At 71.7% G+C, this 22,453-nt stretch carries 21 protein-coding genes, 1 tRNA gene and 1 pseudogene; 6 read left to right on the plus strand and 17 right to left on the minus strand.

Annotated features, from left to right (window positions below; genetic code table 11):
* Positions 1-25: 25 nt before the first annotated feature.
* From FHS08_RS00160 to FHS08_RS00180, 3 genes are all read right to left on the minus strand, one after another.
* Positions 26-1,381, minus strand: coding sequence for an RNA 5'-3' helicase PhoH2 (locus FHS08_RS00160; RefSeq protein WP_167034358.1), 1,356 nt, complete (start codon positions 1,379-1,381; stop codon positions 26-28).
* 184 nt (positions 1,382-1,565) lie between these two features.
* Positions 1,566-2,687: an aminotransferase class V-fold PLP-dependent enzyme gene (locus FHS08_RS00165; RefSeq protein ID WP_167034360.1), complete on the minus strand. Its 1,122-nt coding sequence runs from the start codon at positions 2,685-2,687 to the stop codon at positions 1,566-1,568.
* Positions 2,688-3,088: 401 nt separating this feature from the next.
* On the minus strand, positions 3,089-3,868 hold the full coding sequence (locus tag FHS08_RS00180; protein ID WP_341800269.1) for an isoprenyl transferase: 780 nt from the start codon (positions 3,866-3,868) through the stop codon (positions 3,089-3,091).
* A gap of 128 nt (positions 3,869-3,996) precedes the next feature.
* Here FHS08_RS00180 and trhA point away from each other — a divergent pair, with 128 nt between their 5' ends.
* Positions 3,997-4,701, plus strand: a complete 705-nt coding sequence (gene trhA / locus FHS08_RS00185) for a PAQR family membrane homeostasis protein TrhA (RefSeq protein ID WP_167039447.1) — start codon at positions 3,997-3,999, stop codon at positions 4,699-4,701.
* A gap of 149 nt (positions 4,702-4,850) precedes the next feature.
* On the opposite strand, the gene FHS08_RS00190 is transcribed toward trhA, so the two are convergent.
* Positions 4,851-5,159: a hypothetical protein gene (locus FHS08_RS00190; protein WP_167034364.1), complete on the minus strand. Its 309-nt coding sequence runs from the start codon at positions 5,157-5,159 to the stop codon at positions 4,851-4,853.
* An 81-nt stretch (positions 5,160-5,240) separates the two neighbouring features.
* Between FHS08_RS00190 and FHS08_RS00195 the strand changes: the two genes are divergently transcribed.
* Complete coding sequence (locus tag FHS08_RS00195) at positions 5,241-5,636, plus strand: DUF4307 domain-containing protein (protein WP_167034365.1); 396 nt, start codon at positions 5,241-5,243, stop codon at positions 5,634-5,636.
* Between the two features lie 69 nt (positions 5,637-5,705).
* Positions 5,706-6,197 carry a transcription elongation factor GreA gene (greA, locus tag FHS08_RS00200; protein WP_167034367.1) on the plus strand — a complete coding sequence of 164 codons (492 nt, stop codon included), beginning with the start codon at positions 5,706-5,708 and terminating at the stop codon, positions 6,195-6,197.
* Between the two features lie 12 nt (positions 6,198-6,209).
* Here greA and ilvA read toward each other — a convergent pair whose 3' ends face one another.
* Together ilvA and FHS08_RS00210 are read right to left on the minus strand one after the other, a co-directional pair.
* Positions 6,210-7,436, minus strand: a complete 1,227-nt coding sequence (gene ilvA, locus FHS08_RS00205; RefSeq protein WP_167034369.1) for a threonine ammonia-lyase — start codon at positions 7,434-7,436, stop codon at positions 6,210-6,212.
* Complete coding sequence (locus FHS08_RS00210) at positions 7,433-8,626, minus strand: AI-2E family transporter (protein ID WP_167034372.1); 1,194 nt, start codon at positions 8,624-8,626, stop codon at positions 7,433-7,435. Before FHS08_RS00210 ends, ilvA begins: the two co-directional genes overlap by 4 nt.
* Positions 8,627-8,707: 81 nt before the next feature.
* On the opposite strand from FHS08_RS00210, the gene FHS08_RS00215 reads away from it, so the two are divergent.
* From FHS08_RS00215 to FHS08_RS00225, 3 genes are all read left to right on the plus strand, one after another.
* Positions 8,708-10,039: a winged helix-turn-helix domain-containing protein gene (locus FHS08_RS00215; protein ID WP_341800270.1), complete on the plus strand. Its 1,332-nt coding sequence runs from the start codon at positions 8,708-8,710 to the stop codon at positions 10,037-10,039.
* A gap of 346 nt (positions 10,040-10,385) precedes the next feature.
* Positions 10,386-10,946, plus strand: coding sequence for a hypothetical protein (locus FHS08_RS00220; RefSeq protein WP_167034376.1), 561 nt, complete (start codon positions 10,386-10,388; stop codon positions 10,944-10,946).
* Between the two features lie 33 nt (positions 10,947-10,979).
* Complete coding sequence (locus FHS08_RS00225; protein WP_167034378.1) at positions 10,980-11,462, plus strand: hypothetical protein; 483 nt, start codon at positions 10,980-10,982, stop codon at positions 11,460-11,462.
* A 12-nt stretch (positions 11,463-11,474) separates the two neighbouring features.
* Here the strand turns inward: FHS08_RS00225 and FHS08_RS00230 are convergent, their stop codons facing one another.
* The 11 genes and pseudogenes from FHS08_RS00230 to eno form a co-directional block, all read right to left on the minus strand.
* Complete coding sequence (locus FHS08_RS00230) at positions 11,475-12,569, minus strand: DNA glycosylase AlkZ-like family protein (RefSeq protein ID WP_167034380.1); 1,095 nt, start codon at positions 12,567-12,569, stop codon at positions 11,475-11,477.
* 4 nt (positions 12,570-12,573) lie between these two features.
* Entirely contained in the window at positions 12,574-13,464 is an 891-nt protein-coding gene (locus tag FHS08_RS00235; RefSeq protein WP_167034382.1) for a M48 family metalloprotease, read from the minus strand.
* 26 nt (positions 13,465-13,490) lie between these two features.
* Positions 13,491-14,057, minus strand: coding sequence for a LemA family protein (locus FHS08_RS00240; RefSeq protein ID WP_167034384.1), 567 nt, complete (start codon positions 14,055-14,057; stop codon positions 13,491-13,493).
* 60 nt (positions 14,058-14,117) lie between these two features.
* Complete coding sequence (locus FHS08_RS00245) at positions 14,118-15,431, minus strand: D-arabinono-1,4-lactone oxidase (RefSeq protein ID WP_167034386.1); 1,314 nt, start codon at positions 15,429-15,431, stop codon at positions 14,118-14,120.
* Positions 15,428-16,675, minus strand: a complete 1,248-nt coding sequence (locus tag FHS08_RS00250; RefSeq protein WP_167034388.1) for an alanine racemase — start codon at positions 16,673-16,675, stop codon at positions 15,428-15,430. Before FHS08_RS00250 ends, FHS08_RS00245 begins: the two co-directional genes overlap by 4 nt.
* A gap of 288 nt (positions 16,676-16,963) precedes the next feature.
* A tRNA-Leu gene (locus FHS08_RS00255) sits at positions 16,964-17,037 on the minus strand.
* A 24-nt stretch (positions 17,038-17,061) separates the two neighbouring features.
* The gene (locus FHS08_RS00260) at positions 17,062-18,477 is read right to left on the minus strand and encodes an NAD(P)/FAD-dependent oxidoreductase (RefSeq protein WP_341800271.1); all 1,416 of its coding nucleotides are present in this window, start codon (positions 18,475-18,477) and stop codon (positions 17,062-17,064) included.
* 20 nt (positions 18,478-18,497) lie between these two features.
* Entirely contained in the window at positions 18,498-19,832 is a 1,335-nt protein-coding gene (locus tag FHS08_RS00265; protein WP_167034390.1) for a S8 family serine peptidase, read from the minus strand.
* A gap of 128 nt (positions 19,833-19,960) precedes the next feature.
* Positions 19,961-20,473: pseudogene (locus FHS08_RS00270) on the minus strand (DUF501 domain-containing protein); the annotation flags it as partial.
* A 49-nt stretch (positions 20,474-20,522) separates the two neighbouring features.
* A complete protein-coding gene (locus tag FHS08_RS00275) occupies positions 20,523-21,065 on the minus strand; it encodes an FtsB family cell division protein (protein WP_341800272.1) in 543 nt (180 codons plus the stop codon).
* Positions 21,066-21,096: 31 nt separating this feature from the next.
* Positions 21,097-22,377 carry a phosphopyruvate hydratase gene (eno, locus tag FHS08_RS00280; RefSeq protein WP_167034396.1) on the minus strand — a complete coding sequence of 427 codons (1,281 nt, stop codon included), beginning with the start codon at positions 22,375-22,377 and terminating at the stop codon, positions 21,097-21,099.
* Positions 22,378-22,453: the final 76 nt, after the last annotated feature.

The raw sequence follows: 22,453 nt of genomic DNA on the forward strand, positions 1-22,453 counted from the left end.
CGACCCCCCTGGCACCGGTGTCCCGCTATGCGATCTCGCCGGCCTCGAGCAGATCCGTCACGAGCGCCGCGATGGCCGAGCGCTCCGACCGCATGAGCGTCACGTGTCCGAAAAGGTCGTGGCCCTTGAGCGTCTCGATGACGGAGGCGACGCCGTCGTGGCGGCCGACGCGCAGGTTGTCGCGCTGGCCGACATCGTGCGTCAGGACGACACGGGAGTTCTGGCCGATGCGGCTCAGCACCGTGAGCAGGACGTTGCGCTCGAGCGACTGCGCCTCGTCGACGATGACGAACGCGTCGTGCAGCGAACGTCCGCGGATGTGGGTCAGCGGCAGCACCTCGAGCAGGCCGCGCGCCACGACCTCTTCGACGACGTTCCCGGACACGACCGAGCCCAGCGTGTCGAAGACCGCCTGCCCCCACGGGTTCATCTTCTCCTGCTGGTCGCCCGGCAGGTAGCCGAGTTCCTGCCCGCCGACCGCGAACAGCGGGCGGAACACGAGGATGCGCTTCTGCTGCTGCCGCTCGAGCACGGCCTCGAGGCCCGCGCAGAGCGCGAGGGCCGACTTGCCCGTGCCTGCGCGCCCGCCGAGGGAGACGATCCCCACGTCGGGGTCGAGCAGGAGGTCGATCGCGATGCGCTGCTCGGCCGAGCGCCCGTGGAGCCCGAAGACCTCGCGGTCGCCGCGCACGAGCCGGTAGGCGCCGTCGCCCGTCACCCGCCCGAGGGCCGAGCCGCGCTCGGAGTGGATGATGAGTCCCGTGTTGACGGGGAGTCCCGCGGTCTGCTCGCTCGTGCCGACCTCGCTCTCGTACAGGTCGCTGATCTCGTCGCCCGACACGTCGATCGCCGCGATGCCGGTCCATCCGGAGTCGGCCGCCTGCTCGGCGAGGTACTCCTCCGCGACGATGCCCAGCGAGGCCGCCTTGACGCGCATGGGAAGGTCCTTCGACACGACGGTGACCTCCTGCCCGTCGCTCGCGAGGTTCATCGCGACGGCCAGGATCCGGCTGTCGTTGTCGCCCAGGCGCATGCCGGAGGGGAGCACCGACGAGTCGGTGTTGTTGAGCTCCACCCGCAGCGTTCCGCCGCGTCCGACCGGGACGGGGAAGTCGAGGCGTCCGTGCTCGATCCGCAGCTCGTCGAGATGCCGCAGCGCCTGGCGCGCGAAGTACCCGATCTCGGGATCGTGGCGCTTGCCCTCGAGCTCCGTGATCACGACGACCGGGATGACGACGCTGTGCTCGGCGAAGCGGAAGAACGCCCGCGGATCGCTCAGCAGGACCGACGTGTCGAGCACGTAGGTGCGGAGGTCTTCCTCCAGTTCCTCGGTGTCGTCGACGAGCTCGAGATCCTGCGTGTGTGGTGCTCGTGTGGTCACAACCCACTCCTGCCCCGGGTGGAGAACCCGGCAGTCACGAGTCGACCGGTGGGCCACGAGTCGCGATCCAGGAGGCCGACCCGACCGGGCGCCTTGCCCGATGAGATGAACGTACGTCGGGCCTGCGACACGCACTGCGACGACACGCTGGCAGGAGGTTACGGCCGGGTTAATTCCTCGTTGCTCACCAGACCCGCGTCGACGAGAACGCCGCAAGCGCGTCGCCGAACAGCCGCAGCGTGTCCGCGCCGGTCCCGACGTGCGGCGAGACGCGGACGAGCCCCGAGCGCACCGTCACAGTGAGCCCGTGATTCGCGAGCGAGGCGGCCAGCGGAGCGGCATCCTGCGGTGCGGGCGCGAGCGCGACGATGCCCGCGCGCTGGTGAGGCTCGCGCGGAGTCAGAACGGGGATGTCGTATCGGTCGGCGTAGAACATGACATCGGCCGCGCGCGCCGCGATCTCGCGCTCGATGGCGCCCACGCCCACGTCCCGGATGTCGGTGAGGGCCGTCGCGAGCCGTGCGACGGCCAGATGGTCGGGCGCGGTCACGGTGAACGCCTGCGCGGACGCGGCGGGCTGCGGCACGACGTCGAGGGGCAGATCGCCGTCGACCCCGGCGAAGCCCGAGAGCACCGGAGCGATGCGCTCGAGCGCGCGCTCGCCGAATCGGGCGAAGCCCGTGCCGCGACCCGCGCGGAGCCACTTGTAGCCGTTGCCGCACACGACGTCTGCAGCGGCCCAGTCGGCGTCGACCACCCCGAAGCCCTGGACCGCGTCCACGATGAGCAGCCGGTCGCCGATGACCTCGCGCAGCGCGGACAGGTCGACGCGATAGCCCGTGCGGAAGTCGACGAGGCTCACGGCGACGGCCCGCGTGTCGTCGGTGAGCGCCTCGCGCACCGCCTCGGGGGTCACGCGGCCGTCCGGCGGCTCGATCCACTGCAGCTGGATCGAGCCGAGCGCGTCGGCGGCGCGCGTCGCCGCTATCGTCAGCGCGGGGAACTCGGCCCGGGACAGGATGAGGCCGCCGGCCAGTCCGTAGAGCGCATGCATGAGCCCGTATGTCGTCGAGGGCTGGGCGACGACCTGTGCGGCATCCGCGTCGAGGAGCTCCGCGACCAGCTCGCGCGCCTCGCGCGCGTGGTCGGCGACGAGCTCGATGCCCGACCTTCGGCCCGCGCCGAGCAGTTCGGCATCCGCGTGGGCCTCCGTGCGCACCGTCGAGGAGAGCGGGCCGAAGGAAGCCCAGTCGAGATACCCCGGCTCGCCGTCGAAGGATGCCAGGAACGAATCCAGATCCGTCACCGTCACATTGTGGCAGACAGCCCCGCCCCGACCGCCCGCGCGAGGGTCCGGATATTCCGGGTCAGCCCCGGTGGGACACGACCCGAGCGCCGGTCACCCCCGAAGCGACGAGCGCCGGTCACCCCCCGAAGCGACGATCACGGGTCGCGAAGTCCCGGATCGCACGCAGGAAGTCCACTTCGCGCAGGTCGGGACCCAGAGCCTCCATGAAGGAGAACCTCGCCGTGAGACACGACCCGAGCGCCGGTCACCCCCCGAAGCGACGATCACGGGTCGCGAAGTCCCGGATCGCACGCAGGAAGTCCACTTCGCGCAGGTCAGGACCCAGAGCCTCCATGAAGGAGAACCTCGCCGTGAGACACGACCCGAGCGCCGGTCACCCCCGAAGCGACGAGCGCCGGTCACCCCCCGTAGCGGCGATCACGGGTTGCGAAGTCCCGGATCGCACGCAGGAAGTCCACTTCGCGCAGGTCAGGACCCAGAGCCTCCATGAAGTAGAACTCGCTGTGCGCGCTCTGCCAGACGAGGAAGTCGCTGAGGCGCTGCTCGCCCGACGTGCGGATGACCAGGTCGGGGTCGGGCTGCCCGCCCGTGTAGAGGTGCTCGCCGATCTGCTCGGGGGTGAGGCTCGCCGCCAGCTCCTCGAGCGACCCGCCCTCTTCGTCGTGCTTCGCGATGATGCTGCGCACGGCATCCACGATCTCGCTCCGGCCGCCGTAGCCCACCGCAAGGTTGACGTGGAGTCCTGTGTGGCCGCGCGTGCGCTCCGACACTTCGGAGAGCACACGCGCGAGGTCGGCCGGGAGGAGGTCCGCACGGCCGACATGCAGGACTCGCCAATCGCGCTCCCGCGAGAGGGCGTCGGCCAGCTCGGCGATGATCTCGATGAGATCAGACAGCTCCTGCGTGTCGCGCTTGCGGAGGTTGTCGTTGGAGAGGAGATACAGCGTGACGACCTGGACGCCGATGTCGTCGCACCACTCGAGGAAGTCGCGCATCTTCGCGGCGCCGGCCCTGTGGCCGTGGGCGGCGGACGCATAGCCGAGCTGACGCGCCCAGCGGCGATTGCCGTCGATCATCATCGCGACATGGCGAGGCACGACGTCGGGGGTGAGGTGACGCCGCAGCCGGTTGATGTAGAGCCGGTACAGGGGGCCGCGCCCGCGGCTCGAGGACGTCACACGCCTAAGGTACTCCTCGGTCCTGGGGCCTCCCGCAGCGGTGCGATGCCGTGCGCGTTCCTTCCGTGGCATACCGTGCGGCGTAGGCTCGACCCGTGACCCGCCGCGTCAAGCCGACCGCACCCGAAGTGCCCCAGCTGCCACTCCTCGAGGCCGCCGCCGCGGGCGCGCAGACCGAGCTCAAGCCGTCGTGGCGGGGCTGGATCCACGCCGCGACGTTCCCCGTCGCGATCGCTGCGGGCATCGTGCTCATCGTGCTCGCACAGGGGGCTCCCGCCAAGTGGGCGTCGGCCGTCTTCATGGCCACGTCGCTCCTGCTGTTCGGCAACTCTGCGCTCTATCACCGCTTCGACTGGGGGCCGACGACCAAGGCCGTCCTCAAGCGGATCGACCACGCCAACATCCTGCTGCTCATCGCGGGGACCTACACGCCGATCGCGACGCTCGCCCTCCCGCCGGATCAGGGCACGATCCTGCTGATCCTGGTCTGGTCCGGCGCGCTGCTGGGCATCCTGTTCCGCGTGTTCTGGATCGGCGCGCCGCGCTGGCTGTACGTCGCGCTGTACCTGCTTCTCGGATGGGCGGCCGTCATGTACATCGTGCCGCTGTTCCAGGCGAACGTCGCGATGATGATCCTCGTGATCGTCGGCGGTCTGCTCTACACGGCCGGCGCGATCGTCTACGCGGTCAAGAAGCCGAACCCCTGGCCGGGCCACTTCGGGTTCCACGAGATCTTCCACGTGTGCACGGTCCTCGCGTTCCTCTGCCACTGGACGGCGTGCCTGCTCATCGCGCTCCGGCCGCTGAGCCCTTCGCTCGGCCTCCCGGGCTAACCCTCGGCACAGCCGCTCGCGCCTCGACTCCCGTGCGACCGGCCGTCGAGCATCGACGCCCGCTCCACGCGGGAGGCGGGATGCCGCGTCAGCGGCGCGGATCGGCTTCAGGGTCGTGCCGCGTCGGGTCGGCTCCCGAGTCCTGCCCGTCAGCCGCGCGGGTCCGCTCCGGGGTCGATGTCCTGGTCGTCGATCTCGGTCGCGCGCTCGGCATCCTGACCCTGCCTCGCCGCGGCCTCCTCGGCGTCGAGCTGCTCGCGGACCTCTTCGCGGAACCGACCGCGGCGGATGCGGCGCAGCATGTCCCACACGAGGAGCACGACCGCCAGCGCGAGGAACGCGATGACCGTGAAGCCCCACGGACCGGGCGTCACGAGCGTCGGATCCGGCTCGTTCGGCGCGGGACTCGGCGTCACATCCGCGACGCGGACGAGTGCGGCGACGAAGGCGGCGTGCATGGTGTCCTCTGATCCGCGCGCGAGCGCATAGCCTGGAGTCTCCAGCCTAATTCCCCGCGCATCCCTCCCCGACAGGCCCCCATGACGACGACGCAGGACAAGCTCGACGAGCGGTACGGCCGCCGTCGGTCGCCGCGTGCGCGCTGGGTCGCCGGCATCCTGATCGCGGTCGCCGCGATCGCCGTCGGAGCCTACGCGTGGCTCACGGTCGCGAGCGCGCTCGACGACGTCGCGGCGGAGACGACGGGGTTCCGCGTCGAGGACTCCCGCACCGTGACGCTCGAGTTCCAGCTCACGGTCCCTGCCGGCCGGGACGTCGCGTGCGTGCTCGAGGCGCAGGACGAGCAGCACGGCGTCGTCGGGTGGCGGGTCGTGCAGTTCGCGGCATCCGACGACCACACGCGCGCGTTCAGCGAGGCCATCCCCACCGTCGCGACGGCGACGACGGGTTTGGTCAACTCCTGCTGGGTGACGTAGTCTGTCCGGACAGACGCCCTGGCCCGAGCCAGGGCGTTCGACGTACACCCCCGACTCAAGGAGATCGACGTGTCCAGCGATGCCCCGGTGACCTTCCTCACCCAGGATGCCTACGACCGTCTCGCCGCCGAGCTCGAGCACCTCTCGACGACGGGCCGCGAGGAGATCGCGAAGCGCATCGAAGCCGCCCGTGAAGAGGGCGACCTCAAGGAGAACGGCGGCTACCACGCCGCGAAGGACGAGCAGGGCAAGCAGGAGGCGCGCATCCGGACGCTCACGGCTCTGCTCAAGGACGCCAAGGTCGGCGTCGCGCCCGAGTCGACCGGCGTCGTCGAGCCGGGCACCGTCGTGACGGCGGTCGTCGCCGGCGGCGAGGAGAGGTTCCTGCTCGGCAGCCGCGAGATCGCGGCGAACTCCGAGCTCGACGTCTACAGCGAGGCCTCGCCCCTGGGAGCTGCGATCCTGGGCCTCAAGGAGGGCGAGACCACCTCGTACACGGCGCCGAACGGCCGCTCCATCTCGGTGGAGGTCGTGAAGGTCGAGACGTACGCGGGGCAGTGAGCCCCGCCCGTCTCAGTCGGCGACGAGGGTCGGGGCGTACCCGGCGCTCGTGAGGGTGTCGATGACATGCGCGCGGTGCTCCTCGCCGCGCGTCTCGACGCTGAGCTGCAGGATCACCTCGCTGATCTGAAGGCCTTGCCCGTGGCGCGTGTGCAGCACCTCCATGACGTTGGCTCCGGCCTGCGCGAGCAGCTCCGACACGCGAGCGAGCTGGCCTGGCCGATCGGGCAGCGGGATCCGCAGAGTCATGTAGCGGCCGGATGCCGCGAGCCCGTGGGCGACGACGCGCTGGAGCAGCATCGGGTCGATGTTCCCGCCGGACAGGATCGACACCGTCGTGCCCGTCGCCCGCACCTTCCCGGCGAGGATCGCCGCCACGCCGACGGCGCCCGCAGGCTCGACGACCTGCTTGGCGCGCTCGAGCAGGGCCAGCAGCGCCCGCGCGATGTCGTCCTCCGACACCGTCACGACGTCGTCGAGGAGCTCGCGGATGATCTCGAAGGGCAGGTTCCCCGGTCGTGCGACCGCGATGCCGTCGGCGATCGTGGGTCGTGTCTCGACCTCGAGCGGGTGCCCCGCAGCGAGAGACACGGGATAGGCGGCGGAGTTCTCGGCCTGCACGCCGATGACGCGGACCGTGCGGCCGACCGCGGCCGCGCGTGCCTTGACCGCCGCGGCGACCCCCGCGGCGAGCCCTCCCCCGCCGATTCCCACCAGGACGGTGTCGAGGTCGGGCAGGTCCTCCCAGAGCTCGAGCCCGAGGGTGCCCTGCCCGACGATGATGTCGCGGTGGTCGAACGGGTGGATCAGCACCGCCCCCGTGCGCTCGGCGAACTCGGCCGCGAGCCGCAGCGGCGTCTCGACGGTGGCGCCTTCCAGGACGACGTCGGCGCCATAGCCGCGCGTGGCGAGGAGCTTGGGCACGGGCACGCCGAGGGGCATGAAGATCGTCGCGGGGATGCCGAGGGCCTGCGCCGCGAGCGCGACGCCCTGCGCGTGGTTGCCCGCGGATGCCGCGACGACGCCGCGCGCACGCTCCTCGGCCGTGAGCCGCGACAGCCGGTACGCGGCGCCGCGGATCTTGAACGACCCCGTGCGCTGCAGGTTCTCGAGCTTGAGGTGCACCGGCACGCCGAGCAGCTCCGACAGGCTGAGCGACGCGTCCAGCGGCGTGTGGGAGATGACGCCGCGAAGCGTCGCGGCGGCGTCCTCGAACTCCGCCAGGGTGGGGATGGTCACTCGCCGGTCCTCCTAGAGCGCGGGACGGTGTTCCAGATGAGGTCTCCAGCGCTCGGATCTCGTCCTGTCTCCCAGGCCCGGTCGCCGAGGTAGACGGCGACCACGTTGACGAAGGCCGCGAGCGGCACGGCGAACAGGGCTCCGGGGATGCCCGCGATCATGGCGCCGCCCGCGACGACGAGCACGACGGCGAGAGGGTGCACCTTGACGGCGGAGCCCATGACGAGCGGCTGCAGGACGTGCCCCTCGAGCTGCTGCACGCCCAGGACCACGACGAGCATCCACAGGGCGATCCAGGGGCCGTTGTAGACGAGCGCGAGGAAGACGGCGAGCGCACCGGTCACGACGGCGCCGACGATGGGTACGAACGAGCCGAGGAAGACGAGCACCGCGACGGGGATCGCGAGCGGGACGCCGAGGATGAAGGCTCCGAGCCCGATGCCGATCGCGTCGATCGTCGCGACGAGCAGCTGCGTGCGCGCGTAGTTGACCACGGTCTTCCATCCGGCTCTGCCCGCGCCGTCGACGGCCGGGCGAGCGGCGATGGGGAAGATGCGCGTCGTCCAGCGCCAGATCCCCGCGCCGTCTGCGAGGAGGCACAGCAGGATGAACAGGGCCAGCACGGCGCCGGTCACGACATGGCCTACGGTCGAGCCGATCGCGAGCGCGCCCGACCACAGCAGCTCGGCCTGTTCCTGGAGGAACGTGCGCGCCTGCGTCAGGAACCCGTCGATCTGCTCGGGGGTGAGGTTGAGGGGCCCGTCGATGAGGTACTGCCGGAACTGCTCGACGGCGCTCACGGTGCGCGCCTGCACGGAGGGCCATTGCCGCGTGATCTGCCAGATGGCGAGCCACAGCAGCCCCGTGACGATCGCGAGGGTGCCGACCATCGCGATGACGATCGCGAACCATCGCGGGAGCCGGCGGCGCAGCATCCACGAGACGGCAGGCCACAGCAGCGCCGCCACGAGGATCGCGACCAGGAGCGGCACGACGAGGAGCTTGAGCTGGATGACGAGCCACACCGCGACGCCGATCGCCGCCGCGATGACGAGCAGCCGCCAGGAGTAGGCCGTCGCGATGCGCAGGCCGCGCGGGACCGAGCCGGCGAGCTCGCTCGTCACGACGCGACTGCGGTCGCGGAGCGCGTCGAACAGCGTGCCTCGGGGCTTGTCTTCGGGGCCGCTCATCCTGCCAGTGTATGGCGGTCCCATGCCCTGACCGCCATGCGTCGCGTGCCCGTGTCGGATGCCGCCGCTAACGTGGACCGCGTGACCAGCGTCAGTCGAGCAGGCGGTCGCCGCCCCAGGGAGTCGCTCAGCGCTGCCGAGGCCCGCCGCGTCGCGCTCGCGGCGCAGGGCTTCGCGCAGGCCCGCCCCGCGGCGCCGGGCACGCGCCAGCTCAATCTCGCGATGTCGCGCATGGGCGTGCTGCAGATCGACTCGGTCAACGTCTTCGCGCGGTCGCACTACATGCCCCTCTTCTCGCGCCTCGGGCCGTACGACACCGACCTGCTCGACAGGCTCCTGTTCGCGCGCCGCGCGCCGTACGTCGAGTCCTGGGCGCATGTCGCCTCGTTCATCCCCGCGGCGGACTGGGGGCTGTTCGCATTCCGCATGGACGAGATGCGCGCCAAGTACGGCGCCGATCCCGACACCTGGTTCCAGCGCAACGCCGACATCGTGGACTGGGTGCGCTCTGAGCTGGCGGCACGCGGGCCGCTGCGGCCCGCTCAGATCGAGCACGACGCGAAGGAGGCGCGCCGCGGGCCGTGGTGGGACTGGGACGTCGTCAAGCGCGCCCTCGAGTTCCTGTTCTTCTTCGGCGAGGTCGCGATCGCGGGGCGGCGCGGGTTCGAGCGCACCTACGCACTCGCAGAGCACGTCCTTCCCGTCGAGGCGCGTGCGCCAGTTCCTCGCGACGACGCGATCCGCGAGCTCGTCGCCCGCGCCGCGAGGGCGTACGGTGTCGCGACGGCCTCGGATCTCGCCGACTACTGGCGCATCAAAGACAGGGCCGCGGTCACGACGGCGATCCGCGAGCTCGAAGACGCGGGCGAGCTGAATCCCGTCGCGGTGCAGGGCTGGCGAAGCGCGGGCCGCCCCGCGAAGGCGTGGCTGCATCGCGACGCCGCCATCCCGCGCCGCGTCTCGGCGACGGCCCTGCTGACGCCGTTCGACCCCATCGTGTGGTTCCGCGATCGCGCCGAGCGCCTCTTCGACTTCGAGTACCGCATCGAGATCTACACCCCGGCGCCGCAGCGCCGCTTCGGCTACTACTCCCTGCCCGTGCTCGTCGGAGACGACATCGTCGGGCGGGTCGACCTCAAGGCCGATCGTGCCGTCTCGACCCTCCTCGTGCAGTCGGCGTGGTGGGAGCACGGCAGACCTGCCGATGCCGCGGCCCGCGTCGCGGACGAGCTGAGAGCCGCCGCGCGGTGGCAGCGCCTCGACGGGATCTCCGTCTCGCAGTGGGGCGACGCGACAGACGACCTCGCCGACGCGCTCCCCGAGGCGCGGCGGCATGAGGCGGGGCCTCGTGACGCCGTCGCCCTCGCGCCCGACGAGCCCGACCTGCTCGTGGGAACTACCGTGGACGTGTGAAGCGCGGAGCCATCGTCGCGGTGTCGGCCGGGGTCGCGGCTGCGCTCGTCGGCGGCGGCTTCGCCTGGTGGGCACTGTCGCGCCCGCCCGGACCGGATGCCGTGGCCCGAGACTTCCTGTCGGCTCTCGCGGACGGCGACGGCGCCCGCGCGCTCGCGCTCGTCGACGCGACACCGACGGCATCCGCCGCGGCCGACGCGCTTGCCGGCGCGACGGAGTTCATCGCCGATCCCGCCGTCGTCCGCGTCGGCGATGCGGACGGCGCGCAGCCACGGGCGGACGTCACCTTCGACCTCGCCGGCGAGGAGCACTCGGTCTCGTTCGGGCTCGTCGAGCGCGACGGCGCATGGCGCGTCGCGCCGGACGCGCTCGGCACGGTCACCCCCGCGACCACGATCGGCGACTCCGTCGAGATCGGAGGCGCGCTCGTGCCGCCGACGCGGCCGCCGCCCTCCTGCCGGGCGCGTACTCCGCCTCCGCGTCCCCGACCGGACTCCTCTCGGGCGCGACGACGGTCGTCGTCCTCCCCGGAGGCGACGACGATGTCGCGGTCGAGGCATCGCTGTCCGCCGACGCGACGGCGAAGGCGCAGGCGCAGCTCGACGCGTACGCCCGGGCGTGCGCGCAGCCCGCGGACGCGGTGCCCGCGAACTGCGGCATCCGCGTTCCGTGGGCGGCCGACCTCGCGGGCCTGGACCGCATCGCGTTCCGGATCGAACAGCTGCCCGCCGTCGTGCTCTCCCCCGATGCGCGCTCGTTCGCCGCGACGGGCGGGATCCTCGTCGCGACCGCTTCCGGCACGGCCCGCGACGGCACCGCGGGGAGCTTCACGTACCGTGCCGACGACTGGGCCCTGCGGGGAACAGTCGCCTTCGCGGGCGACGGGATGGTGCTCGGCGTCGGGTGACCCGCCACGAGCCGCCGCGCCAGGATGGATGCCGTGGGGCACGTCGGATTCTCCTGGGTCGGCCTGGCCTTCCTGCTCGCACTGTTCGTGCCGAACATCGTGTGGGCGACGGTCGCACGCCCGTCGGGCTACTCCGCCGGCGGCGAGAGCCGTCTGCTCGTGGCCCTGGAGCGAGTCGGACAGGTCGCGACGACGGCTTCGGCGCTCGTGTTCGACGACACGAACCTGTCGCCGTGGTCACCGTGGTCGCTGTGGCTCGCGGCGGCGACGGCGCTCATGATCGCGTACGAGGTCGGCTGGGCCCGGTACTTCCGCAGCGGCAGGACGGCGGGCGACTTCTACCGGCCGCTGTGGGGCGTCCCAGTCCCCCTGGCGACGCTGCCGTGCGCCGCGTTCGTCCTGCTGGGGGTCTACGGGATGCTGATCCCGCTCATCGTGTCGGCGCTCGTCCTGTCGGTCGGGCACATCGGCATCCATCTCGGGCACCGCGCGACCATGCGCCGCGGCGGCGTCTGACCGGACTCCCGCTCACGAGCCGGGCAGGCCCTGCACCTCGAGGCCGAGCCAGCGCGCGAGCTCCCGCACCTCGCCGTCGACCGCGTCGGAGATCGCGGCGCCGAAGGGCACGTCCTCGTGGATCGCGGTGACGCGGAGCACTCCCGCTCTGCGGTCGGCCGCGGCATCCAGCTTGCCGACGAAACGGTCGCCGTGCAGGATCGGCAGCGCGAAGTACCCCCACCGGCGCTTCGCCGCAGGCTTGTACATCTCGAGGAGGTACTCGAAGCCGAACAGCGCCTCGAGCCGCTCCCTGTCGAACACGAGTCGGTCGAAGGGCGACAGCAGAGCCGTGCGGCCCCCGAGGGCATCGAGTTCCTCGAGGGATGCCGCATCCGCCCGCCACACGCCCTCGACGCCGTCGACGACGGCCTCCTCCCCGACCGTTCCGACGTCGATCGGCTCGAACGGCTGCGCGACCGACTTCGCGCGTGCGAGGCCGAGCGATCCGAGCCGGCGTTCCGCGCGCTCGCGCGCGGCATCCTCCACCGCCACGTCAGGCAGGTCATCGGGATAGACGCGCTCCGCGAGATCGAAGAGCCGTCCCTTCGCGTCCCTGCTCGAGACGGCGGCCTGACCCGTCTGGACGAGGAGCTCGAGCATCTGCATCGAGTTGCGATTGTTGGTCCAGCCCGTCGACGACCAGGACTCCTGTGCCGTGTCGGGGATCTGCGCCGCCCGCAGCGGGCCCTCGTCGCGCAACCGCGCCAGCACGTCGCGGCGGAAGCGGTCGTTCGCCTCGAGCCAGCGCCGTGCGGCACCCGACACCGGCTGTGCGGCCATCTCGTGACGCAGGAGCGGAAGATCCGACATGAGCCGGTAGACGCCGCCCCACTCGAACACGTCACGGTCGACCTCGACGGCCCGCCGCAGGTCGGCAGGCTGATACGGCCAGCCGAGGCGGCTCCACAGGATGAGATCCGCGCTCGGCGCGATCGCGGCGGTGGGCTCGATCTGCACGGCGGACAGCCCGTAGATCGTCTCGACGATGCTCGCCGGCCGGTCGGCCGTCAGCAGCTGCGCGCGCACCGCGAGGCGGCGGGCGTCGTCGCGGCTCAGCCGGAGCACGCTGCTAGAACCGTCCGCCCATGTGCTGCAGGCGCTCGATGCGGTCGGGGATCGGCGGGTGCGTCGAGAACATGCGCTGGATCGCGCCGGGCCGCAGCGGATCGGCGATCCACAGGTGCGCCATGGACGTGTTCGCCTTCTGCAGCGGACGACCGTACTCGCCGAGCTTCTGCAGCGCGGACGCGAGCCCGTCGGGATCGCGGGTCGTCATGGCGCTCGTCGCGTCGGCGAGGTACTCGCGCTGCCGGGAGATCGCGGCCTGCACGGCTCCCGCGAGCAGCGGCGCGACGATCGCCGCGACGACGCCGAAGATGAGCAGGAACAACTGCGCCTGGCCGTTGCCGGAGCTGCGTCGCGCTCCTCCGAAGAACGCGATGCGCAGAAGGACGTCGGCGAGGATGCCGACCGCCACGACGAGCCCGAAGACGATGAGCGAGACCCGGATGTCGTAGTTGCGGATGTGCCCGAGCTCGTGCCCCAGCACCCCCTCGAGCTCGCGATCCGTCATGAGCTCGAACAGTCCGGTCGTGACGGTGATGGCCGCCTCTTCCGGCTTGCGCCCCGTCGCGAAGGCGTTCGGGGCGGGATCGTCGATGACGTAGAGCTTCGGCATCGGAGTGCCCGTCGTGATGCAGAGGTTCTCGACGAGACGGTAGTACCGCGGCGCGTCGGTTCTGCTCACCTCGACGGCCCCCGACAAGGCGAGCGCCTCGCGATCGGCGAAGAAGTACTGCACCGTCGCGTAGCCGGCGGCGAAGATGAGGATGAACGCCGTGATCCACCAGTTGTTGCCGGCGAGCCACCCGGCCAGGAGGCCGATCAGGCCCAGGACGAGGATGAACGCGCCGAGGATGAACCACGTGTTGCGCTTGTTGCGCGCGATCGCGGAGTACACGGGCTAAGCCCTCGCCAGGACGCGGGTCAGAACTGCACCCGGGGCGGCTCCGAGATCGCCGCGCCGTCGACCACCTCGAAGAACTCGCGCTCGTGGAACCCCAGGTTGCGCGCGAACAGGTTGTTCGGGAAGACCTTGATCTTCGTGTTGAGCTCGCGGACGCCCCCGTTGTAGAAGCGGCGGGAGGCCTGGATCTTGTCTTCCGTGTCGACGATCGACTGCTGGAGCTGGAGGAAGTTCTGGCTCGCCTGGAGCTGCGGATACGCCTCGGCGACGGCGAACAGCGACTTCAGCGCCTGCTGCATGTGCCCTTCGGCGACGCCTGCCTCGGCGGGGCCTCCGGCGGTCAGCGTCTCGGCGCGGGCACGCGTCACGTTCTCGAACACCGCCTTCTCGTGCGCCGCGTAGCCCTTGACCGCCTCGATGAGGTTGGGGAGGAGATCGGCTCGGCGCTTGAGCTGCACCGTGATGTCGCTCCACGCCTCGTCGACACGGACGTTGAGCGCGACGAGCGAGTTGTAGGTCGCCCACAGGTAGATGCCGACGATGACGACGAGCGCCACGACGATGAGCACCGGGATCAGCCACTCCATGCGACTCATCCTAGCCGCGAGCGCCCCGGCGCCACGGGGCTGACGGGGGACTCTCAGCCGCTACTCACCCAGGACGCGCTCCAGGTAGGCGTTCTGGAACATGCGGTCCGGGTCGAGGCGGTCGCGCAGCGCCGTGAAGTCGTCGAATCGCGGGTAGCGCGGGCGCAGGGCCGCGGCATCCTGCGTGTGCATCTTGCCCCAGTGGGGACGCCCTCCGAAGCCCAGCATGATCTCTTCGACCGCTTCGAAGTACTCGGCGGGGTCCTCGCGCCAGTAGCGATGCACCGCGACATACCCGGACGCCCGCCCGTGCGCCGTCGACATCCACAGGTCGTCTGCGGCGGCGAAGCGCACCTCGAGGGGGAACGAGATGCGCCAGCCGCGCTCGTCGATGAGCGCGCGCACCGCCTCGAACGCGGCCCGCACGCTCTCGGCCGGCACGGCGTACTCCATCTCGCGGAAGCGCACGTCGCGCTGCGACGCGAAGACGCGGTGCGAGGCGTCCGTGAACTCGCGATCGCCCCACACGCGCGCCGCGAGCGTGTTGATGCCCTTCACGGTCGCGGGTGCCGCCGTCGCGACGGAGCACGCCAGCCGGTGCACGGCCGTGCCGACGACGACGTCGTCGATCCATTTCCCCACGGGTGAGAGCGGATGCCGCGGCGCCCCGGCGGGCAGGCGCGTGTTGACCTTCGTCAGGCCGCGGTCCGTGTGCGGGAACCAGTAGAACTCGAAGTGGTCGGCTGCCGCTGCCCGCACGTCGAGGGTCTCCAGCACGTCGGCGAGAGGCTCGGGGCGATCGACGGCGTGCAGCACGAACGCAGGGACGCACTGCAGGGCCACCTCCACGAGGATGCCGAGAGCGCCGAGCCCCACCGCGACCGCGGGCAGGAGCTCCGGATGCCGTGTCTCGTCGACGACGAGCAGCTCACCGTCTGCCGTGACGAGCGTCGCGCCGACCACCTGCGTGCCGAGCCCGCCGAATCGCGTGCCCGTGCCGTGCGTGCCCGTCGAGATCGCGCCCGAGATCGACTGCCGGTCGATGTCGCCGAGGTTCTGCATGGCGAGCCCGTACGGCGCGAGCAGGCCGGGGATGTCGTGCAGGCGCGTGCCCGCCCGAAGCGTCGCACGCCCGCGCTCGCGGTCGACTCCGACCAGTCCCGTCAGGTCGCTCAGGTCGAGGAGCACGCCGGGCGCGACGGCGATCCCGGAGAAGCTGTGCCCTGCGCCGATCGCCTTGACTCTGAGCCCTCGCGCCCCTGCCGATCGCACGGAACGCCGCACGGCCTCCGTCGACTTCGGGAACTCGACGATCCGCGGACGCACCTTCTCGGATCGTCCCCAGTTGCGCCACACTCCGCCGGGCCGTGTCACAGGAACGACTTCCCTTCGCCGCGATACGTCGGAACCTCGCCGAGGAGGGCATCGCCGTCGGTGACGTGATACCGGGCGACCCGCTCCGCGAGCTCTCCGCTCTTGGCATGGCGGAACCACGCCCGATCGCCGACGGCGAGACCCCGCGCCGCGTCGCCCTGCAGCGGCGTCTGCACTTCGCCGGCGCCCTCGCGCGGCAGCATCTCGAGCCCCTCGGGCCAGACGGGCAGCGGCTGACGCGAGGCGACGGGCGGGCCGGACGCGATCCAGCCCCCGCCGAGCACCGTCGCGATGTCGGCCGCGGGCTTGCGGACGACCTCGAGCGCGAACGCGGCGGCCGGCGCCGGATCGAACGCGCGATACCCGTCGAACAGGTGCCCCGCGAGCAGCCCGCTGCCCGCGGTCACCTCGGTGACGGCCTGATCGGATGCCGTGAACTCGAGCGAGCCCGTTCCGCCGCCGTTGACGAACTCGAGCGGCGCGATGTCGCGCAGCGCCGCGACGATGGCGGCGCGGCGGTCGAGGAGCTCTGCGGACGACCGGCGCTGCATCCATCGGACGATGCCGTCGCCCGCGCCCGTCGCATCCCCCTGCCCCGCGATCTGGGCCTCGTACATCATGAGGCCGACGAGGCGGAAGCCGGGGCGGGCGGAGACGACCCGCGCGAGCGTCGCGACCTCCGCCGGCTCGTGCACGGGCGAGCGTCGCACGCCGATGTGGCCCAGCGGCGCCGGCGCACGCCACGACGCGTCGGCGTCGATCGCGACGCGGATCTCGGCCCGCGAGCTCGGCGCGGCGACGGCGTCGACGAGATCGAGCTGCGCGATGTCGTCCACCATGAGCGTCACGCGCGCAGCCGCGGCCTCGTCCGCGGCGAGGGCCGCGAGGGCTGCTCGGTCGGCCGTCGGGTAGCCGAGCACGATGTCGTCATGCGTCTCGGCGAGCCACAGCGCCTCGGGGAGCGTGAAGGCGAGGATGCCGCGGTAGCCGGGCAGCGCGAGGGCGGCGTCGAGGATCTCGCGCACCCGCACCGACTTGCTCGCCACCCGGATCGGCACGCCCCCCGCTCGCACGATGAGGTCGAGCGCGTTGTAGCGCAGCGCCGCCAGGTCGACGGTCGCGATCGGTCCGGACAGCGCCTGGACGGCGTGCGCGCGGGCACGCCAGTAGGCAGCGGCATCCTTCCACGGCTCCGCCGAGGCTCCCGGTCGGAGGGCAGGCGCAGCGAGCAGGTCGAGGCTCATGGGTTCGGGCTCCTTCGCGCGTCGACACGTGGCGCTCAGCCTACGGCCTCGCGCATCCCCGCTCAGAATCGAGCCCCCGCCGACGTCATGATCCACCCCGTGGACGGGCGCCTGGGAACCCGGGATGCCGAGACACCCGTGGTGTCCGCAGGCGCGAGCGAAGGCGAGCTCCAGCTCGCCCTCCGTCGAGGGGCGGCTGAGATCCCCGCACATCAGCCGGGTGGGCCCTGTGCTGCTCGCCCGTCGACGGATGCCGCGGCCGGCCGGGCAGCCGGCAGCGTGCGGGTGTACCCCCGGTGAGATTCGAACTCACACTTGAGCGAGTTTAAGTCGCCTGCCTCTGCCGATTGGGCTACGGGGGCCCGGGGCCCACGATAGCCGGAGCGTCAGCGGGTCGCGGCGGCCTTCTCCGGCGTCTTGGCGGCCGCGGGCTCGGCGGCAGGAGCCTCGACGGGCGCCGCGGGACGCGGACGCGCCGCGAACTCCTCGAAGACGTAGCGCGGGTTCTGCACCGTCGCGAGCGAGACGTTGTCACGGCCGAGCCAGAAGTCGTGCCACCAGTCGCCGAACACGCGCCACTTGCGCTCCCAGGAGGGCATCGCGAGGCCGTGGTAGCCGCGGTGGGCGAGCCACGCGATCCAGCCCTTGAGTGCGAACCGCCCGGACTGGAACACGCCGTTCCACAGGCCCAGACCCGCGACGGCGCCGAGGTTGTGGTGGAGGTACTCCTGAGGAAGCTCTCCGCGCAGGACGGCCGTGAGGTTCTTCGCGAGGAGCTTGGCCTGACGCACGGCGTGCTGCGCGTTGGGGACGCAGTAGCCCCCCACGCCTGCGCCGGTCAGGTCGGGAACGGCGGAGACGTCGCCGGCGGCCCACGCGCCCTCGACGACCTCGTCGGCCGTTCCGACGCGCAGGTCGGCGCGCGTGCGGATGCGACCGCGCTCCTCGACGGGCAGGTCTCCGCCGCGGACGACGGTCGGGTTGGCCATGACCCCGGCGGTCCAGATGATGAGGTCGCTCGGGAGCGTCTCTCCCGTCGAGAGCTCGATGTTGCCGTCGACGGCGCCGGTGACCTGCGTGTCGAGGTGCACGTAGGCGCCGCGCTTGGCGAGGCTCTTGAGCACCCACTCGCTCGTCTTGAGCGACACCTCGGGCATGATCCGCCCCATCGCCTCGATGAGGTGGAAGTGCGTGTCCTCGAAGCGCAGCTGCGGGTACTCCTTGAGAAGCGCCGACGCGAACGCGCGCAGCTCTGCGAAGACCTCGATGCCTGCGAAGCCGCCGCCGACGACCACGACCGTGAGCAGGCGGTCGCGCTCAGGGCCCGCGGGGAGGTTCGCGGCCTTGTCGAAGTTGCCGAGCAGACGGTCGCGGATCGCGACGGCCTCTTCGATCGTCTTGAGGCCGATCGCGTTGTCGGCGATGCCGGGGATCGGGAACGTGCGCGAGACGGCGCCGGCCGTCACGACGATCTGGTCGTACTGCTCTTCCCACGGCTCGCCCTCGACGGGCGTGATCGTCGCCGTCCTGTTGGCGTGGTCGATGTTCGTGACCTTCGCGGTCACGACGCGCGTGCGCGTGAAGTGGCGACGGTGGCCGACCACGATGTGGCGTGCCTCGATCTCGCCCGCCGCGACCTCGGGGAGGAACGGCTGGTACGTCATGTAAGGCAGCGGGTCGACGATCGTGACCTCGGCCTCGCCCTTGCGGAGGTGCTTCTCGAGCTTCCAAGCCGTGTAGAAGCCGGCGTAGCCGCCGCCGACGATGAGGATCTTGGGGACGGCTGTCACGGTGCTGGGCACGATGTTGAGAACTCCTCGGTTCAACGGCTCGGCATGCGGGGACTGCGCGCCGATCGGATGCGTCGGACAGCAGCGGTGACGCCGAGCGCCACCAGTATAGCCGCGAGGGTACCGCCGGCGAGCGGCATGGTCCCGTACAGCATGGTGCCTGCCGTCGGCAGCAGCGGCGAGGTGGGGCGGGATGCGGCATCCGGTTTCGGAAGCGGCGGGATCTCGACCGCCGTCGCGGTGGGCGCGGGGGCGGGCGAGGCCTCCGCGCGGCGGAAGAGGCGGATCCACTCCTGGAGGCTGCCCATCGGGTTCGCCGTGACGGACGGGACCGAGGCCGTCACGGCGGCCTCGGCATCCACGAGTCCGTATCCGTACAGCGGGTCGGGCACGGCCGTCGCGTCCGCCGCGGGACGGGCCGTGCGCACGATGCGATTGATGACGTTGTTCGCGTCGAGATCGGGATGCGCGGCCCGCACGAGCGCCGCGATCCCGGCGACGATGGGGGCTGCACCGCTCGTGCCGTTCCAGCGCACGAGCTGGCCGTCGGCCGAGACGCCGAGCAGCATCTCGCTCGGCGCGGACACCCCGATCGTGATGCCCTGCGTCGACGCCTCGAGGCTCGCATGCCCGGACGGGTCGACGCCGGCGACCGTCAGGACGCCGGGGATCGTCGCGGGGGCGCCGACGCGGGTCGTGCCGCTCCCGCGGTTTCCCGCGGCGACGACGATGACGACGTCGTGCTCGAAGGCGTAGAGGAACGCCGAGTCCCAGCTCTCGTCCCAGTCCGGCGTGTTCGTCGTCAGCGACAGGTTGATGACGTCCGCTCCATGATCGACGGCCCACCGGATGGCCTGCGCGATCTGCGTCGAGAACGGGATGGACGCCCCCGCCCCGAAGCCGACCGAGATCGCGAGGAGCTCGGCCTCGGGCGCGACGCCGATCATGCCCGTGTCGGGGCCCGTGCCGCGGGCGGCCGCGAGCGAGGCGACCCAGCTCCCGTGGTTCGCGTCGACTGCGCCGACCGGCGTGCGGCCGTCGGGCGAGCCCTGGCCGGAGACGTCCGTGCCGCCCACGACGGCGCCCGCGAACTCGACGGGGCCCTTGCCGACGCCCGTGTCGATGATCGCGATGCGGACCCCGGCACCCCGGGTCGTCGTCCACGCGTCCGCGATGCCGTACTCGTCGAGCCAGTACTGGGCTGCGCGCACGGGATCGACCGTCGTCGCGGTCGGGACGCCGGTCGCGACGCCTCCGGCGACGGGCTCCGCACCGGCGGGAGCAGACGGACGGGATGCCGCAGCTGCAGGCGCTGCGGTCAGGAGCACCGTCGCGAGCGCGACGGCGGCGGCCAGGCCGCGCCTCACCCCGCCCCCTCCGCGCCGGGCGACGGATCGGAGGCCGCCCGGGCGGCGGAGTCCGCGTCCGCGCTGCCCGCGGCGTCCGACGCTGCTCGGGCAGACGATCCGGATCCCGCTCGCGCGGCGGAATCCCCCGCGGCACCCGGCACGGCGCAGCTGCACCGCGACGGCGACCAGGCCGAGAGCTCGAGCGCGCGGTCGCCGATGGGGTTGACCCCGGGGCCTGCGGCCAGGGCGTGCGCGGCGAGCGCGTGCAGGCACTTGACGCGTGTCGGCATCCCGCCCGCAGAGATCCCCGCGATCTCCCCGACGTCGCCGAACTGCGCGCGATCGCTCAGGTACGCCTCGTGCGCGCGCGCATATGCCGCCCGCAGCCCGTCGTCCTCCGCGAGCGAGTCCTGGAGCTCCCGCATGACGTGATCCGCCTCGAGCACAGACATCGCGGCGGTCGCGGCGGGATGCGTCAGGTAGTAGAAGGTCGGGAACGGCGTGCCATCCGGCAGCCGTGGGGCCGTGGCCGCGACCGTGGGGTTGCCGCAGACGCACCGCGCGGCGATCCCGACGACGCCGCGAGCGGGACGTCCGAGCTGCTCGCGCATCACCGCGAGGTCGGCGTCGCTCACGGGCGGGAACGGCGGGGTGGTCACCGTGCCAGGGTACCGGGGAGGACGGCGTGACGAGCCATCGGAGGTCGCGTCATCCCTCCGGCGGGGGCGTCGCCGACTCGGTGGGCGCGGGGTCGGGCACTCCGATCGACGGAGCCTTGATCGTCTGCGCCAGCCCTGCCGCCGCGACGGATCGCACGAGCTGCGACATCCAGTCGGTGCGCGTCCGCTCGACCTCGTCGCTCACCGGCGCCTGCTCCTGCGGCACCTCAGAGGCGGGAAGATCGTCGACGACGAGGTAGGGGACCTCGCCCGGCCTGACGTAGTAGAGGCGCTCGCGCGCCTGCGTCGTGATGTAGGCCGGGTCCTGCCAGCGCTCGCGCTGGGCCTCGAGCGCCGCGACCTCGGCGCTGCTCACCTCGACGGCGTGCTCGAGCGCCGCGATCTCCTGCCGCTGCGAGACGTAGGTTCCGATCGTCGGAACGAGCACGAACGCCGCCAGCACGACGAGCCCCAGCATGATGACCATGAAGCCCGAGAGGCGGATGCCGCCGAGCCAGGCGCGCACGTCGACGCTGCGCCGCTCGCGCGGCGTCCGCCGTGCACGAGAAGAGGGAGCCGTCGTCTTGGCCACGGCTCCCCCTCTCGTCATGCGTCGGTGCGCGTCAGCCCTTGTAGCGCGGGAAGGCCGCACGGCCGATGAACTCCGCCGCGTCGCCCAGCTCGTCCTCGATGCGCAGAAGCTGATTGTATTTCGCGACGCGCTCGCTGCGGGCGGGCGCGCCGCTCTTGATCTGACCCGAGTTGACGGCGACCACGAGGTCGGCGATCGTCGTGTCCTCGGTCTCGCCCGAGCGGTGCGAGAACATCGTCGTGTAGCCCGAACGGTGCGCGAGCTCGACGGCGTCGAGCGTCTCGGAGAGCGTGCCGATCTGGTTGACCTTCACGAGCAGCGAGTTGGCGACGCCGCGCGCGATGCCGTCGGCGAGACGCTGCGGGTTCGTGACGAACAGGTCGTCGCCGACGAGCTGCGTCTTCGTGCCGAGGACGTCGGTGAGGTGCTTCCAGGCATCCCAGTCGTCCTCCGCGAGCGCGTCCTCGATCGTGACGATCGGGTACGAGTCGACGAGGTCGACGTAGTAGTCGGTGAGCGCCTCGGCCGTCCAGTCCTTGCCCTCGAAGTGGTAGGCGCCGTTCTTGAAGAACTCGGTGGCGGCGACGTCGAGGCCCAGCGCGATGTCGCTGCCGGCCGTGAAGCCCGCCTTCTCGATCGCCTGCACGAGGAAGTCGAGACCCTCTCGGTTGCTCGGCAGGTCGGGCGCGAAGCCGCCCTCGTCGCCGAGGCCCGTCGCGTAGCCGGCGGCCTTGAGCTCGCCGCGCAGAACGTGGTAGGTCTCGGCGCCCCAGCGCAGCGCCTCGGCGAAGCTCGACGCGCCGATGGGGGCGAGGAAGAACTCCTGGCAGTCGATCCCGTTGTCGGCGTGCTCGCCGCCGTTGATGACGTTGAACAGCGGGATCGGCAGGACGTGCGCGTTGGGTCCGCCGAGGTAGCGGAACAGGGGCAGGTCCGCGCTGTCGGCGGCGGCCTTCGCGACGGCGAGGCTCACGCCGAGGATCGCGTTCGCGCCCGTGCGCTGCTTGTTGTCGGTGCCGTCGGTCTCGATGAGGATCTCGTCGATGATGCGCTGCTCGCTCGCGTCGACGCCCTCGATCGCGGGGCCGAGCTCGTCGACGACCGCGGCGACGGCCTTGAGGACGCCCTTGCCGCCGTACCGGCTCTTGTCGCCGTCGCGCAGCTCGTACGCCTCGAAGGCGCCGGTGGATGCGCCCGAGGGGACGGCGGCGCGCTGGACGATCCCGTCGTCGAGCAGCACCTCCACCTCGACGGTCGGGTTGCCGCGCGAATCCAAGATCTCGCGCGCGTTGACTGCCTCGATAAGTGCCACGGAAGAACTCCTTGTTGTGGGGAGGTGGATCTCGGAGCGTCGTCGGTCCGCTTCCAGAGTCTAGTGAGGCGGATGC

The organism is Microbacterium ulmi (genome assembly GCF_011759705.1).
Taxonomy (GTDB): domain Bacteria; phylum Actinomycetota; class Actinomycetes; order Actinomycetales; family Microbacteriaceae; genus Microbacterium; species Microbacterium ulmi.